Origin of the sequence: Ahniella affigens (assembly GCF_003015185.1) — a bacterium.
Classification (GTDB): Bacteria; Pseudomonadota; Gammaproteobacteria; order Xanthomonadales; family Ahniellaceae; genus Ahniella; species Ahniella affigens.
In genome coordinates this window covers 2,426,223-2,441,850 of sequence record NZ_CP027860.1, presented here as the reverse complement: position 1 = coordinate 2,441,850, position 15,628 = coordinate 2,426,223, and the positions used below count along the sequence as shown (strand labels likewise).

Annotated in this window: 13 protein-coding genes; 6 read left to right on the top strand and 7 right to left on the bottom strand. The window is 61.1% G+C overall.

Annotation, left to right across the window (positions count from 1 at the left end; translation table 11 throughout):
• Positions 1-311: 311 nt before the first annotated feature.
• From C7S18_RS09370 to C7S18_RS09350, 5 genes are all read right to left on the bottom strand, one after another.
• Positions 312-1,589 carry an aspartyl/asparaginyl beta-hydroxylase domain-containing protein gene (locus C7S18_RS09370; RefSeq protein WP_106891313.1) on the bottom strand — a complete coding sequence of 426 codons (1,278 nt, stop codon included), beginning with the start codon at positions 1,587-1,589 and terminating at the stop codon, positions 312-314.
• Positions 1,586-2,704 carry a molybdopterin-synthase adenylyltransferase MoeB gene (gene moeB / locus C7S18_RS09365; protein ID WP_106891312.1) on the bottom strand — a complete coding sequence of 373 codons (1,119 nt, stop codon included), beginning with the start codon at positions 2,702-2,704 and terminating at the stop codon, positions 1,586-1,588. Before moeB ends, C7S18_RS09370 begins: the two co-directional genes overlap by 4 nt.
• 55 nt (positions 2,705-2,759) lie before the next feature.
• Positions 2,760-3,998, bottom strand: a complete 1,239-nt coding sequence (locus tag C7S18_RS09360; protein WP_106891311.1) for a molybdopterin molybdotransferase MoeA — start codon at positions 3,996-3,998, stop codon at positions 2,760-2,762.
• A complete protein-coding gene (mobA, locus tag C7S18_RS09355) occupies positions 3,988-4,557 on the bottom strand; it encodes a molybdenum cofactor guanylyltransferase MobA (protein ID WP_106891310.1) in 570 nt (189 codons plus the stop codon). The genes C7S18_RS09360 and mobA overlap by 11 nt, the downstream gene beginning before the upstream one ends.
• 320 nt (positions 4,558-4,877) lie before the next feature.
• On the bottom strand, positions 4,878-5,156 hold the full coding sequence (locus C7S18_RS09350; protein ID WP_106891309.1) for a polyhydroxyalkanoic acid system family protein: 279 nt from the start codon (positions 5,154-5,156) through the stop codon (positions 4,878-4,880).
• A gap of 82 nt (positions 5,157-5,238) precedes the next feature.
• On the opposite strand from C7S18_RS09350, the gene C7S18_RS09345 reads away from it, so the two are divergent.
• The 3 genes from C7S18_RS09345 to C7S18_RS09335 are packed head-to-tail and all read left to right on the top strand — an operon-like array spanning position 5,239 to position 9,818.
• Positions 5,239-5,991 carry a cupredoxin domain-containing protein gene (locus C7S18_RS09345; RefSeq protein ID WP_106891308.1) on the top strand — a complete coding sequence of 251 codons (753 nt, stop codon included), beginning with the start codon at positions 5,239-5,241 and terminating at the stop codon, positions 5,989-5,991.
• Entirely contained in the window at positions 5,978-8,689 is a 2,712-nt protein-coding gene (locus tag C7S18_RS09340; RefSeq protein ID WP_106891307.1) for a protein kinase domain-containing protein, read from the top strand. The genes C7S18_RS09345 and C7S18_RS09340 overlap by 14 nt, the downstream gene beginning before the upstream one ends.
• Positions 8,690-8,705: 16 nt before the next feature.
• Complete coding sequence (locus C7S18_RS09335; RefSeq protein ID WP_106891306.1) at positions 8,706-9,818, top strand: hypothetical protein; 1,113 nt, start codon at positions 8,706-8,708, stop codon at positions 9,816-9,818.
• 69 nt (positions 9,819-9,887) lie between these two features.
• Here C7S18_RS09335 and C7S18_RS09330 read toward each other — a convergent pair whose 3' ends face one another.
• Positions 9,888-11,390 (bottom strand): aminotransferase class III-fold pyridoxal phosphate-dependent enzyme, encoded by a 1,503-nt coding sequence (locus C7S18_RS09330; protein ID WP_106891305.1) that lies wholly within the window; start codon positions 11,388-11,390, stop codon positions 9,888-9,890.
• A gap of 623 nt (positions 11,391-12,013) precedes the next feature.
• Here C7S18_RS09330 and C7S18_RS09325 point away from each other — a divergent pair.
• The 3 genes from C7S18_RS09325 (at position 12,014) to C7S18_RS09315 (ending at position 14,298) form a co-directional block, all read left to right on the top strand.
• The gene (locus tag C7S18_RS09325) at positions 12,014-13,183 is read left to right on the top strand and encodes a sensor histidine kinase (protein ID WP_106891304.1); all 1,170 of its coding nucleotides are present in this window, start codon (positions 12,014-12,016) and stop codon (positions 13,181-13,183) included.
• Positions 13,184-13,185: 2 nt separating this feature from the next.
• A complete protein-coding gene (locus C7S18_RS09320) occupies positions 13,186-13,791 on the top strand; it encodes a response regulator transcription factor (RefSeq protein WP_106891303.1) in 606 nt (201 codons plus the stop codon).
• Positions 13,792-13,872: 81 nt separating this feature from the next.
• Complete coding sequence (locus C7S18_RS09315; RefSeq protein ID WP_170113194.1) at positions 13,873-14,298, top strand: UPF0158 family protein; 426 nt, start codon at positions 13,873-13,875, stop codon at positions 14,296-14,298.
• Positions 14,299-14,715: 417 nt separating this feature from the next.
• Here the strand turns inward: C7S18_RS09315 and hslO are convergent, their stop codons facing one another.
• A complete protein-coding gene (hslO, locus tag C7S18_RS09310; RefSeq protein ID WP_106891301.1) occupies positions 14,716-15,612 on the bottom strand; it encodes an Hsp33 family molecular chaperone HslO in 897 nt (298 codons plus the stop codon).
• Between the last annotated feature and the right edge of the window lie 16 nt (positions 15,613-15,628).

The window sequence follows — 15,628 nt, the reverse complement described above, 5'->3', positions numbered from 1 at the left end:
ACTCGAATGCGTCCGACGCGTTTTGGGACTCACGGTGCCAACGGTCAGCCATTTGCTAGGGCGGGTGTGATTAAGTCCATCCTGGACTTTCAGACCCGCAACGAGTCCGGCACGTGTCCGGTCTCGTTGCTCCAGAATCAAGCACTTGCGTGCCCGATTCTGGACGGGCCATCCATGGCCCGCATCGCATCTGAACTTGTTCAGATGCTCCCTAGGTTGAAACTCACCCCGGACTGAATCCGGAGCGGGTATGACGGGTCCCGAGCATCCCAGGCGGACGCCACAGCACAAGGTAATTCATCCTTGGATGGCTACAACTCGCCAAGCGGCGCATCGGTGCCATAGTGATCCATCATCGCCACCTGGGTTGCCTGCACGATCTCACGCTCCAGTTGGGTCAGGTGGGGATGCCACACGTCGAAAATCAAGACGACGCGAAGTTGATCGCCGCGGTTGAAGGCTTCGTGTTCGATGGTGTCGTCGAACATGAACAACTCACCGAGTCGCCACTCGCGGACTTCGGCCCCCACGCGAAACTCGCAACCCGGCGGGATGATCAGCGGCAGGTGGCACGTGAGTCGCGCATTGGTTGCGCCGTTGTGCGGCGGGATATGGGTCTTTGGTTTCAGTGCCGAGAACATCACTGCTGGCGCGCGATCGCGAATGCTGATCTGCGGCACCTGTTCCAATGCGGCAATGGTGTTCGGACAGCGTTCGCAATGGGCCTCGATCTTCTTGCCGTGCTTCCAAAGGAAGTACGCTCCCCAATCCAGGTTTCGATCCAACGCCGCGAACTGACCCGGTGATTCTGCCTCGCCCGTCTGTACGTATGGTTCAAACCCGCTGGCATCGTGATTCAACAGGGTGTGAAGTTCGGCCAGAACCAACGGCGTTGCGGCTTCCAGCGCCGGTGCCCAATCGAAATCCTCGCGATCGAAGAACGGGATGGAGGGCAGGCGTGTGATGTGGAACATCAGCGGGCGGCTCGGATAATAACGCGTCTGGCCCAGGGTGATCGCCAACGTTTCGTCCATCCGCCGCGTACTACGGGCCGAATGCCCGGCCTTGAGGGGGTTGACCCGGGCCAGCATGAACGCGGCGAGCTCGCGCCGGTCAGCCATAACCATGTTGCGCGCGTGCTGCAATCTTGGCTGCATTTCCGATAGCCGGTTCAGCGAATCCGGCATGGTCATCAGTGCCTGGTTGTAACTCAGCGCCGCGTTTCGGGGCTCGCCCAGGAACTCATAGATTTCGGCGCGCTCAAAATGCACGGCATAAGCATTCGGTTCGAGCTTGATCGCGGCGTCCAACGACTTGAGTGCATCGCGCCAGAAACCTTGCTGCTTCAACACGCGCCCGAGATTGGCATGGGCCAGTGCAAACGCCGGTTGGCCTTTACTGGCCCGTTCGAAATGCTGTCTTGCCTCGTCGAGCGCTTGCCTTTGAAACGCCACCTGGCCGAAGAAATTGTGAGCATGGCTATGCTGTGGTGCGATTTTCAGCACCGACTCGTAGTGGCGCGCAGCCACTGCAAACTGCCCTTGGCGGGCGGCGCGGTCGGCCTCTTGCAGGAATTGGTCCAGGCTCATGGTTTGCTCGATTTGATTTTTTTATGGTCACAGTCCGGATCTTTGGTCAGCCGGATCTTGTGGAATTGCATGCTCAGTGCATCGACCGTCAGCAAGGTGCCGTAGAGCACGGGCTCGATGCCGATCAGATGTTTCAGCGCTTCGGTGGCCTGCAGGCTGCCAATCAAGCCGGGCAGGGCGCCAAGCACGCCGGCCTCGGCGCAATTCGGCGCTTCGCCGGGGCCTGGCGCCTCGGGAAACAGGCAGCGGTAGCAAGGTGCCTGGTCATCGCGATGCGGCGTAAACACGGCGACCTGACCCGCAAACGCCTGCACAGCGCCATAGACCCAGGGAATGCCCAGACTCAGCGCGGTGTCATTCAGCAGATAACGGGTCGGAAAGTTGTCGGCGCCATCAATGATCAGGTCAGCACCTGCCAGAAGCGCTGCCGCGTTGTCAGCGTTCAGACGGGCGTCAATGGCTTCGACGGTGATGTCCGGGTTCAGCGCCGTCAGTGTGTGCTTGGCGGATTCGACTTTGGCCATGCCGACGCGGGCATCGGTGTGCAGCACCTGCCGCTGCAGGTTGCTGCGATCAACGCGATCGAAATCGATCAGGCGTAAATGACCCACACCCGCTGCGGCCAGATACAGCGACGTCGGTGAGCCCAGTCCCCCAGCGCCAATCACGGTGACTTTGGACTGGCGCAGGCGCTCCTGACCGGCGCGCCCGACCTGGGGCAGCAGGTGATGGCGGAGATAGCGCTCGTCGCTGGCAGGAATGGCGCACCGCGCCGCTGGTGAGGTCAATGGCAGTCCGGCGGCGGTCCAGGCTTGAACGCCACCTTCGAGTATGGCGAATCCGGAAAATGCGGGTTGCGCGAGCAAACGTTCGCAGCGGCGACCACTCGCGCAGACGAGAAGATTGGCAATTCGACCGCTGTGATCCGCCGCCGCCAAGACCGCGTCAGGGCCAAGACTCAGGGGCGCTTCGACGCTACCGGCAATCAGGCCGGTTTGGCACTCGGCGGCCTCACGGATATCGATCAAATGCCACCGAGCCGGATCGGCCCGGAGTTCGGTGATGCTGATGCGACTCGGGCGATCGGCGTCGGTGTCGGTGTCAAGTGCTGTCATGTACACATGATAGCCATGAAGCCGTGTGTCGCCTTGAGTCAGGTCAATACTGCAATCAGATTTCCATTCGAATCCGATGAGTGGGGACAAGTGCGTCCGAATCCCAGTGCTCCTGCTCGGCCCGCAATTCGATCAGGACGTTCGCTTGGGCCACGCTCTGCATCGCGCCGGACGAGACTTTGTCGATGGGCCGGACGCGGGCCTGGCCCGTTGCATCCACATACCAGTAGCCCCGTCGCCACTCCAGGCGGGCATGCGATTTGCCAATCGCCCGGTCCAGTCGGGCCGGGCTTGGTTCCGGATCGCGCATCCCGAACCAGGTCCGAATGATCGGCCCGACAAACGCAAACAAACCAGCAACCACCGCAACCGGATTGCCTGGTAGTCCGAGTGCCAGGGAGTCGCCAATCCGGGCGGCGACGACTGGCATGCCAGGACGTACCGCGACGCGCCAAAACGCGATCTGGCCCAATTCGCCAAAGAGCCTGGGTGTGAAATCGGCTGGACCGACCGATGCGCCGCCGGTCACGATCAAAAGTTCATGGGACATTGCGAGCGCGCTTAGTTGGGCCCGCAGCTGCTCCGGGTCGTCCCGACTTGGTCCGGCAATAGTGAACGTGAAGCCCGATGCGGCCGCCCAGCTGGCTAACAACGGCCCATTGCTGTCGATGCGGTGACCGGGCTTCAACACTGATCCAAAGGGCTGGATTTCATCGCCTGTCACCAGAATGGCGACACGCGGCGGCTCCCATACGTTGATCGTTTGGACCCCGGCCGTGCACAGCGTGGCGAGCAATACGGCGTCCAGCTTGTCGCCCGCTGTGGCGATCGGATCACCGGCTGCAAAATCGTCATCGGCGCCGCGGATATTGGCGTCTTGGGCGATGTCAGCGCACAGCGCCAGCGTATCGCCCGTGACCTGGACTTGTTCCTTGGGTACGACCGCGCCAAACGCTTCCGGAACCATGCCTCCGGTGGCCACGGCCATCGCCGCGTCAGCCGCTACGACGGGGGTCGCCTGGCCTGCGGTAGCCGCGCCACCTATTTTGAAGACTTGACCCGTTTGAAACGGAGCGGCGGTGGCGGGCAAGGCGTAGCCGTCCATCGCCGAATGACGGAAGCCCGGTACGGCTGCAGGCGCCGCAACCGACTCGGCGAGCGTTCTGCCCAGGCATTCGATGACCGGTCGCGATACCACGGGCCGCGGCAACGCTGCTGCCAGCGTCTCTAGGCGAGTACGGGCTTCCGCATAAGGAATGGGCTTCGGGGGCGCTGCGTTCGGATCAACCCACATCGTTCTGCGAATTGAAGTTGGCGAACGCCGATTGTGTATTGGGGAACGGGACTTCAGTCAGTTTCAGCTTTTCGTGCCAGCGCCAAACGGCCCGCTCGCCCGCGGCGAGTGCCGATTCGGCGGAATCGGCGAGTTCTTGTCGATACAGCGCAAACAGGAATTGCCGCTGCTCGCCATCGAACGTTACCGCGACGTCGGCTTCGTCAGATTCCAGTCCGGCCAGCAATGTGCTGACCAAATCGGTTGGGAAATTTGGTGTGTCGCAGGGCACACTCACCAAATACGGCGTCTCGCAAAGCGCCAAGGCGGTCGCCAGACCGGCAATCGGACCGAGATAGCCAGACTGTTGGTCGCTGACCACGCGCACCCCGAACGCCTGGTAGCGGTCCAGGTTGCGATTGGCAACGATGATCGTTTTGCCTACTTGCGGGGCCAACCGTTCGAGCATGTGCTGGGCCAAGGGTTTGCCTTGCCAACTGATCAGGCCCTTGTCTGCGCCACCCATTCGAAGGCCGCGCCCACCGGCCAGAATACAGCCTGTTACCTGCGTGTTAGTCATGTTCCTGCCACCTGTTGTTGTTCCCAGAGGATGGGCGTTTGTGGTGCCCGGGTGCCACACATTTGCGGGTGCTTTGGACGAATCGCCGCAATTGCGCGACGCCTCTTCACGTCATCGCAACTTCGGCAATTGCAGCCCGAGCGCTGTCTGCCATCAGACCTGGAAACTGACCGCAGGCTTACGCACGGACCGCCCGCGCCGAGCTTAGGCGGCAAACACGTTTGACCGTACTGGCGAAAGACAGGGGCGGGCGGCACCGGGAAATTGGGGCAGCTTGTGGCGAGCCTTGGCTTGGCATCGGTGCGCGTCATGGGCGCAAGTTAATCGCCGAATTCCCGGTCCAGGTGTTCGTGAATCGCCTGCTCAACGGGACCCTTGATGGCAAACAACAGCAAACCCAGCTTCGCCTGCACGGTGACTTTGCCCCGCTCCAGGGCAATCTGTCCGTTGACGCCACTACGCTCAAAATGCAACGTGTCGCCCTCCCAGCCATACTGGACATCGAACTTCTGGGCGATGGCCTTGGCGACTCGGTTGACGGCCGCTTTGGCGTCGGTTTGGTTCTTCTTGTGCTTACGGGTAATGTGGATGGTCGACATGCTGGGCTCTGGCGAAAGTCAGTGGTGGCGGCAGTTGAGTGCGTTAAGATCATGCCAGAACCAGAACTCCGGGGTGATACAAATGAAAGGGCAAGTAGCCATCCTGCTCGGGTTGGTCGGAATCGCCGGCGTGGCCGCGGCGGTAACGCCAGCACCGTCAGCCGGCACGCCGGCCGCCAAGCCGGCGCCACCGTCCAGCGCGACCGCGAGCGCGACCGCCAGCACGGGCGTGCTGAAGGGCGTGCTGAGTGTGAGCGCCAACGGTCAAGCGTTGCGTGCGACCGAAGGGATGGACGCGGTCATCTATTACCGGCCAAAGACGCCGGTGGCCGTGACCGCCGAGGCAGAACCGGCGATCATGACGACCCGGCGCAAACAGTTTGTGCCCCGGATCCTGGCTGTGCCTCAGGGCACGACGGTGCGCTTCCCGAATGAGGACCCGATTCTCCACAACGTGTTTTCGACATCGACCGAGAATGCATTCGACGTCGGCCAGTACGGCAAAGGCGATGGCAAAAGCCACGTATTTGATCGGATTGGGCTCGTCCGGGTCTATTGCAATGTGCACCATTCCATGTACGGTTTCGTGCTCGTGCTGGATACCCCGTTCCATGGTCGGGCGGATGCCAAGGGCCGCTTCGAACTGAGCGGCCTGCCATTGGGAGAAGGCGAGTTGATCGTGTTTCATGATCGGGCCCCACCGCTTCGACAGAAAGTCGTGGTGGGCGAAACCGGCGAATTAAAGCTGCAACTCGACTTGAGCAAGCGCAAGGTTCCGCCGCACGCGAATAAATTTGGCAAGCCGTACCAAAGGACCCCGAATGGCAATTACTAAGCGCAGATTCCGACTGCCTCTGGCAGCCAGCATTTTTCTGGTATGCGCTGGGTTGATCACGGTCGCAATCACCGTCGCGGTACTGGTGACGTATACCCAGGGTCGGAAGATCGCCGACGCGAATGTCGAACAGTCGCTGACCACCTCGGTTGGCGTTCAAGACGCGCAGAAGCAGGCACAACTCGAACAAACCCAAACGCTGGTGACGTTCATTGCCGAAGACCCGTCTGTCGTGCAGTATTTTGCGAGTTCCACCGATACGGTCACCGATGCCGGCTTGTTTGAATCCGAGGAGGACGTGCTCGACCCGCTCGCGACCGGCGCCGTGTCGCTGGCCGATCTGTTGGGCGAGCGCCAAAGCCAATACCACTTCGCACTCGGTATGTTCCTTGATGCCGAAGGCAATGTGCTCGCCCGAACCGACGAGCAGGAGGCGGTGCAGGAATCACTCCGCGCCGATCCGTTCATCCAGCCGGCAATCAGCGGCGTGCAGTCGATTTCGGGATTCTGGCGCCAGGGCGACATGCTGCTGCAAGCGGCGATCACGCCGATCCAACGCGATGACGATCTGCTCGGATTCCTGCTGATCGCCCAGGACGTTGACCAGGAATTCGCGACCAAGATTGGCGACGTCAGTGGCGCCGATATTGCGTATCTGTTTCCGGGGACGCCGATCAAGGTCGTGTCGAGTTCGCTGGACGCGAATGAGGTGAAAGAACTCATTGAGGTGCTGAGTCCAGACTCGCCAACGGCCAAGGCCGTTGACATGGCACAAGGCATTGAGCGTCTGGAACTCAGTTTTGGTGGGGGGAAATGGATCGGGCGGCTGCGCGCTGTGGATCCGGACGCCGGCCCGCAATTGGGCTCGGCGCTATTGCTCACCTCTGCCGACCGCGCCTATTCTGGTTTCCAGCGCATTCTGAATCTTGTGCTTGCTGCGGGCATCGTGTCGTTGCTGCTGGCGCTGCCCTTGTCGTTCCTGCTCGCGAAGGCCATTTTGCGGCCCGTGCAGCAAATGGCCAAGGTGGCTGAGGATGCGGCGTCTGGCAACTATCAGACGCGGTTGGCGGTTGAGGGTCATGACGAACTCGCGCGACTGTCGCAGAGCTTTGACCGATTGCTGTCGGATCTTCGCGAGAAGAGCGATATCGAGGGGTACGTCAGCAACCTGTCCAGGTTCCTGCCCGAACCAAAGAGTGAGCGCGCCACCCCGAGCCACGGTCTGGCCACCGCCGTCCGAACCCGGCCGCCGACCTTGGTCACCCGTATTCTGCTCGGCATCGAATGTCGTGCGCTCGCGCGCCCGTTTGCCCGCGATCAAGTGCAGCAGCGGTCGCAGGATCTCGCCGATTTTGTGGGCGCCATCGATGATGTAGCGCGCAAGATCGATGCGACGGTGGTCGCGCAAACCGGCACGCGCGCCGTACTTGGTTTTGCCGGGACCGAGCCGCTGCGGCGAGCACTACGGACGGCCAGCTACTTGCGGCGTGACAGCGCGCTTCCCGATTCGTTGTCAGCCACGTTAGCCTTTGCATTGCACGAGGGCGACGTCCTGGAGGGACAATTGTCGGTCTCGGGCGGCGTTGCCCCCGTGTCCAGCGGCGGCACCGTGTATCAGCTTGACCGATTGCTGTCAGAGAGCGCCGAGGGTGGCGTGCTGGTGGCAAGACCCATGGCCGAGGCGCTGAAAGAAGCCGTACAAGCCGAGGCGCGCGCCCAGAATGGTTTGATCAGCGCGCGGCCGTTCTTGAGCGTGCCGGTTGAAGCGCTGGACGAACTCCCGCGCATTCAGTCGTCGTTGGTAACGAGTACGGGCTCGTCCGAAACAGTCGTCACCCCGAAAGCGCAAGAGGTCACCCGGCGCGGTGATGAATTGCAGTCGGGGGTGGTGTTTGGCGGTCGCTACGAAATTTTGTCCCAGCTTGGCTCGGGCGGCATGGGCGTGGTCTACAAAGCACGTGACCTGGAGCTCGACGACGTCGTGGCATTGAAGATGTTGCGCGGCGCCGGACTCATGGATGCCGAAAGCCTCGAACGCCTCAAGATCGAGATCAAGCTCGCGCGGAAGATCACGCACCCGAATGTGCTCCGCACGTTCGACTTTGGCGAAGTCGAAGGGCGCCCGTATATTTCGATGGAATACGTCCGTGGCATGACCTTGCGGTACCTGATCCGCGAGGCGGGCCGCTTGCCGTTCTCGGCCGGATTGCGCATTGCGCGGCAACTCTGCGCCGGGCTCGCTGCCGCGCATGAGGTCGGTGTGCTGCATCGAGACATCAAGCCTGAGAATCTGATTCTGGAACAAAGTGGCAACGCCAAGCTCATGGATTTTGGCATTGCAAGGCCGGCGCGCCGAAGCGAGCCCGGCCAGACGCAGCAGGGCATGTTTGTGGGCACGCCTAACTATGCGGCGCCCGAGCAATTGGCGGGTGATGAGGTGGATTTCCGGGCCGACATTTACGCGACGGGTGTGCTGCTTTGCGAAATGTTCTGCGGGAAGTTGCCGTTCACTGGGGCCAACACGATGGAGATCTACATGGCGCAAATGCATCAGGCACCGATCCTGCCATCCGAGTACTGGCCAGATATTCCCGATGACCTGGAAGCGGTGATCCTGAAGTGCATCGCCAAAGTGGCTGCCGATCGGTATCAATCGGTCGCCGACCTGGGGCAGGCGCTGGCGCGTATCCGGGCATAAACACAGGAGACCTGCGATGCAGAATCGTCACATGGTTTGGGGATTGGTGATTGGCCTGCTGGCGGGGTCAGCAATCGCACAAGATCCGCTTGCTGGGGAAGACCCGGATGCCAATTCGATACAGAGTGCCGATTGGTGGGGCGACGCGCGCTTGTGGTACGACCACGTCACCGATCTCGCTGGCCGGGACGACGTCGAGCGCGCGCGACTCCGGTTGCGGAGCGGTTGGCGGGGCACGGTCAACCAGTTCGATTGGGGCATCACATTTGAAGGCGCCGTTGGCTCCGACGGCAACGAACTGAACCGGATCAATCTGGACAACGAGCGCATTGATGATCTGAATCTCGATGAGTTTTATGGTCGTTGGAATATTGCCGAAGGCAGCAGCGTCCAGATCGGCAAGGCTGCGTTGCCGATCGAATTGAGCCCCATGTTGTTCGACCCGGACTTGCGTCCGCTCGGCGTCAGCGTGTTGCACAGCCAGGCGTTTGGTGATTTCAATCGATGGTCGATCGGCGCAGGCTATTTCGCCGGTGATCACCTTTACGGTGATGAGTCCCGGCTCGCTGCGGTTCAAGTCGGTGTGCATTTCCGCGAAGGCATGGACTGGTCGTGGCACGGCCAACTGGCGTATCTGGATTGGTCGGACATCGATGTTCTGGCGGTGCAGGGTTTGGGCCGCACGAACCAAAGGATTCAGGGCGGCAACGTCTTCCGGAGCGACTATCGGATTGTCGACCTGCAGCTCGGAGCCCGCGGGCAACTGTTCGACTGGCCGTTTCGATTCGATCTTGATCTCGCCCGCAATACCGGTGTCGAGGCCGCGCCGGGCGTCGATGAGGGGGATCTCCGCGATGCTGCTCGCGTCAGCGCGGTGCTTGGCGATCGCCGGGGGTTGAATGGCGTGGAGGTTGGTGTGGCCTGCCAGCGCATTCAGCGCGATGCGGTGCTCGCGGCATTCAGTGACGACGAATGGTGGTTCCACAGCTTTTCGCGAGGTTGCCTGCCATGGGTCGGTTATGGCATCAGTGACCGCTTGTCGACGCGGCTTGCATTCTCGCAGGAGCGCCGAGACGACCAGCCGGAAAACGTTGAGCGGTTGCTGCTCGATTTGGAGTATCGCTGGTAACACGCGCTCGTACTGAGCATGAAAAAGGCCGGCAATGCCGGCCTTTTTCGGTAATGCCACAACGATCGATCAGGCGGCTTGCGCCACTTCTGCTTTCATGCGCGGGCCTTCCAGCAACGCCATGCGCACACCCGCGATCAGCATGTCCACTTCGGCGTCGGTGATCGTGAACGGCGGGGTGAAGCGCAGCGAGTTAGTGCCGCCGTGGATCACACCAAAGCCGTGGTAGCGCAGGAATTCCTCGGTGCTGCCGGCGCCGTAGCACTTGAAGTCCGGGGCCAATTCGGCCGAGAACAAGAGGCCCGTGCCTTGCACCTTGGTAATCGTGCCCGGCACTTCTTTAGCGAGCTGTTCAAGCTTGGCCAGGAATTCCTTGCCGCGTTTGACAATGTTGGCGCGAACGTCTGGCGTGAGACATTCGAGCACGGCCACCGCGACGTCCATCGCGCGCGGGTTGGTCGTCATCGTGTTGCCGTAGATGCCCTTGCGATACAGGCCAGCGGCCTTCTCGGACACCGCGAGCACGGACAATGGATATTGGCCGGCATTGATGGCTTTCGAGTAACTCTCGATATCCGGAGCGCTCAAATGCTCGAAGCCCGGCGAATCGACAATCGACAGATAGCCGGTGGTGCGGAGGCCAGCCTGAATGGCGTCGATCACCAGGAGGCTGCCATGGGCTTCGGTCAGCTCGCGGGCGGCCTGGTAGAACGCGGGCGTCGTGGCGACGCCTGGGTTGCCTTCGCCCATCACCGGCTCAATGAACACCGCTTCGATAAACCAGTTGTTGCGTTCGGCTTCGGCAAATACGGCCTTCAGGCTGTCGACATCATTGGGCACCGCCGTCAGCAGATTATCGGCGCCTCGGAACGTGGCCAAATGCTGCAGGTAGGTCTTGCGGCTGGAATCGCTGACCTGGGCCGGACGGTCGGTACGGCCGTGGAACGCGCCCTTGAGTCCGACAATCTTGACCTGCTTGCCGGCATGACGGCCGCCCAGGTCGGTCATCAGTTTGGCGTTGACGTCGGAAATCCGGGCAGCGAGGCCCATCGCTTCCGAACCCGAGTTCAGGCACAGGAACTTGCTGTAGGGGCATCCGCCGCGACGCTGACCGATCTCGGCGCGCAGCGCGCGGTCGAAGCGGAGCTGCGATAGGCTCGGGGTCATCACGTTCGCCATGACGTGCGGACGCGACATCGCTTCCAGGACCGCCTTCGGAGCGTGCCCGAAGCCCAGCATGCCGTAGCCGCCAGAGTCGTGCACGACGGCGCCTTTCAGCGTGACGACCCAGGGGCCGCGGCCAGCGATGGCAACGTACGGGTTGACGGCATCTTCCTGATAGAAATTGATGTAGCCCGCCTGAATCTGGCGGATCTGCTCGCGCTCATCCAGCTTGACCAAGTCCGGCATCTCCGCCGAAATGGCCTGGAACTGGGCATACGCCTCGTTGATCGCGTCGACCAGCTCTGGGTAACCAGCAGCGAACTGGGTGATCAGCGCATCGCTCAGGCCTTTGGTCAGCGCGGCCGCGCCTGCTTGGCGCATGGCATTCAGTTTTTCCAGCAGATTCATAGCAACTCCCACCCGGGCAAGCCCGGTCAGTCAGTAAAAAGTAAGCTGCCATGCTATCAGGCGGGCGTTTTCGCCGTAACCCCCAAGCCTGAACTCATGCCCGATGTGTCCTGGAAAACGCTCGCTGCAGCACCTCTGCGATCCGCAAACCCTGAGGCGGGAACGTCGCCTTAGGGATTGTCTGAATAAGTCCATCCTGGACTTTCAGACCCGCACTGAGTCCGGCACATGTCCGGACTCAGTGCTCCAGAATCAACCACTTGCGTGTTTGATTCTGGGCGGGCCATCCATGGCCAGTATTTGCTGGTCTGAATCAGTCCATCCTGGACTTTCAGACCCGCACTGAGTCCGGCACATGTCCGGACTCAGTGCTCCAGAATCAACCACTTGCGTGTTTGATTCTGGGCGGGCCATCCATGGCCCGCATCGCCTCTGAACTTGTTCAGAGGCTCCTTAGCGGGAACATGCGACTTTGCAACGCCTCACGGCGCTGCACACTTGGAATGACAGGTGTCAGCCTTCGGACTTGGCGCCTGCGATTGGTGTCTCCTTTGGCGACCGGTATCCTGTGCCTTGGAGCAGCCGTCGGGCTTGCCTGAAACCAAATCACTGCAGGAACGTCTATGGCGCACCCTTGGCACAGTCTTGAAAAGCAAATTCGGCAGCGCCTGTTGCCCCCCGTCAACGAACCGGGTGCGATGCCGTTCTTCTCGTTGAATTACCTGTTGATGCTGTTCTTGCCATTGGTCATGCCACGCGGCAATGCGCAGGTCAACTGGTGGTTCACAGGCATCGCTGTCGCATTGTTTCTGCCTCTGTACTTTCGGTTCTATTGGGAGCGTGGGGCGCGACGCCTCGTCGTGCTGGCACTGATCAACATGATTGGGTTGGCGTTGATGCCGGCGAATCTGATGGCAGGGGTGTTTCTCATTTACTCCTGGGTGCTTGTTGCGCACATGAGCTGGTCGGCCATGGCATCGTTCATTGCCGCGACGTCCGCTGTCAGTTGGCTGACCTACCAATTGGTTGGCATGCCGACGACTGTGTGGGGCTTTGGCATCGTGTTCCCCGGATTGATGGCGGCGATCGGCTGCAAGATCTGGTACAACAACGCCCGCCGCAACGAGGCTTTGCGTCTGTCGCAGGAGGAACTCGCCAACATGGCCCGGGTTGCCGAACGTGAGCGTATTGGTCGGGACTTGCATGACCTGCTTGGCCACACGCTGTCCGTGATTACGTTGAAGTCCGAGTTGGCCAGTCGGTTAGCGGAGCGGGATCCCGCTGCGGCAGCGACCGAGATGCGCGAAGTGGAGCGGATCTCCCGCAAAGCCCTGATGGAGGTGCGGCGCGCGGTCAGCGGCATGCGCGCACCGGGAATGCTGGCCGAACTTGCCAACATCAAGGTTGCGCTGTCGGCGGCGCTCGTCGATTTCGAATATGAGGCGGAGCCGGTTGTCCTGGATCAGGACATCGAAGGCGTCCTCGGTTTTGTCGTGCGCGAGGCCGCCACGAACGTGATCCGCCACGCCAACGCCCGGCGGTGTCGCTTGCTGATGAAAAAGGCGGGCGATCTCGTGCGCCTGGAAATCGAGGACGACGGCCGCGGCGGCGTCACTGAATCTGGAAATGGCTTGCGCGGCTTGCGCGAGCGGCTGAGTGCGGTGGGCGGTACATTGGAGTTGGATTCGCCCCTGGGCGGCGGTACGCGCCTGGTGGTGCATGTGCCGATCGACGGGTCTGGCGATGAATCGGCAGGCCGGCGTGTGGCCTTAAAACTGGTGTCGTCGAGGTAAGCATGCCGATCCGAGTGTTGTTGGCTGAAGATCAAGCGATGGTGCGCGGCGCGTTGGCGGCCTTGCTGAAACTAGAGTCCGATCTGGAAGTACTGGGCTCTGCGGGCGATGGCGAGGAAGCCTGGGAAATGGTACGTCGGTTGCGCCCGGATTTGCTGCTGACCGACATCGAAATGCCCAAGCTCACCGGACTTGAGCTCGCGGCCAAGGTTCGTGACACCGGCATGCCGACCAAGATCGTCATTCTGACCACGTTTGCGCGGCCCGGTTATTTGCGCCGGGCGCTGGAGGCGGGTGCGAGTGGTTATCTCCTGAAGGATTCTCCAGCCGAAAAGCTCGCCGATGCGATTCGAAAGGTGCACCGCGGCGGCCGGGCGGTCGATGCGGAGTTGGCACTGGACGCGTGGTCGGAAGCGGATCCGCTGAGTGATCGTGAGCGCCAAGTCCTGCGTCTGGCGGGCGAGGGCATGCAGGCGAACGACATCGCCACGCAGCTGAATCTGTCGCACGGCACGGTCCGCAACTACCTGTCGGAAGCAATCGGCAAACTCGGCGTCGACAACCGGATTGAGGCGTACCGGATCGCGCGGCAGAAGGGGTGGTTGTAGCCTCGGTTTTGGCGACGTTTTTGGCTCGTATTCAAGCAGCGCGTTGCACCACGTTTGTCGTCACTTGGCTTGGAGCGATTTGTGCCGCCAATCAAAGTTTCTGCGGATGATTTGGAGCTGGCCCTGGATACGGTCAGCGGGAGTGCCGTTGCCGAGGTGTCCGCCTATGTCGCCCGAACTTCTGGAAAAGTCGTACTGATCGGCCTCGATGATGGTGAAGAAGAGGCGATCGAGGGTGATGTGGATGACCCCGATCAATATGTGCCGGTCCCGGATCGCAAGGAGCTGGACCTAGGACGCTACCTGGTGAATCGCTTCATTGAGCAGAACGCGCCGAAGCTGGAGTCACGGGTTGAGGAAATCTTCCAGCGTCGCGGGGCCTATCAACGGTTCAAGGCCTTGCTGAGCGATCATGGGCTGCTTGATGCTTGGTATGCGTTTGACAACGCAGCGGTGCAGGAAGCGTTGCGAGCGTGGGCGTCCGACCATGGGTTTGAGCTTGAATAGCGTGGCACCTGAGTTTGCGGAAGGTCTGCAGTTTTGGACTCACTCTTGCCACGAGATCGGTTCGCGGCTGAAGCCGCTCCCACAAAAAGCTGGCTGAGGCAAGATTGATTCGCGGCTGAAGCCGCTCCCACAAGAAGGCTGGCTCTTGTTGGAGCTATGGTCGCACCGAAGGTGCGCTGATTCGCGCATCAGACTGTCGGCGACAGTGCGCGATTCTTACAACGGCGCAGTGTCGCAAGTAGCCCTCTCCCCAGCCCTCTCCCACTCGCGTGGGAGAGGGAGAATGCGTTACGGCGTGATTGATGAGTGGGCCTTCAGGCCCGAATCGATTTCGCCGGGAGATCGGTTTGCGGCTGAAGCCGCTCCGATACGAACCGCTATTCAGATTGGCGGCGCGATACCAAGCGATCGGCATCGTCAGTGACGGGTCACCGCGGCGTCTTGATCGAGACCCGAAAACATTTGCTGGATATCGATGGCATCAAAACTGTATTGACCGTTGCAGAACTCGCAGGTCACGGTGACGCGCTCACCGGACTCGGCGAGTGCGGCTGCGGTTTCCTCCGGACCGATCGAGCGCAAGATGCCAATCGCCCGGTCACGGGAGCAACGGCACTGGAACCGGATGGGTTGGGCGTCAAGGAGGCGCAGCGTCTCTTCGTGAAACAAGCGACGCAGGATCTCGTGGGGGCTTAGATTCAAGAGTTCGTCAGATTCGATTGTCGCGGCCATCGTGCGGGCGTATTCGTACATCGCAGCGTCCCGCTCGCGAGCGATACCGCCCTCGGCCGGAACCTCTTGCAGCAACAGGCCGGCACAGGATTTGCCGTCAAAGGCAAAGAACAGCGAGGTGGGCAATTGTTCGGAGCGGTTGAAATACGACTCGAACGCAGCGGCGAGGCTATTGCCCTCCAGCGGCACCATGCCCTGCCATTTGGGCTCACCATTCGCGCGCATCACCGTCAGTGCCAGAATGCCTGCGGCGCCGCGAAGATCGTCAGGTACGGCGGGAATAGCGTCAAAGGTGTCCCAACGCGCCACGCCGCGCATGTCGCCTTGGCTGGAGCATTCGGCAAACACGAGTCGCAGCGCTGACGCGGACTTCAAATGCACCGAGACCGAGCCGTCGACTTTGACGTCGCCGGCAAACAAAGCCGTGGCCGCCGCAACCTGCGCAAGCCATTGCCGGACCTCGGTGGGATAGTCGTCGCGATGGGCGATTTGCTGCCAGGTGTCGCGTAATTGCACAATGACGCCCCGGACGTTGGCGTCTTCGAAAAAGAATCGGTGTAAGCAATCGTGATCTTGGGTCATCTGCCTAGTGTAATAC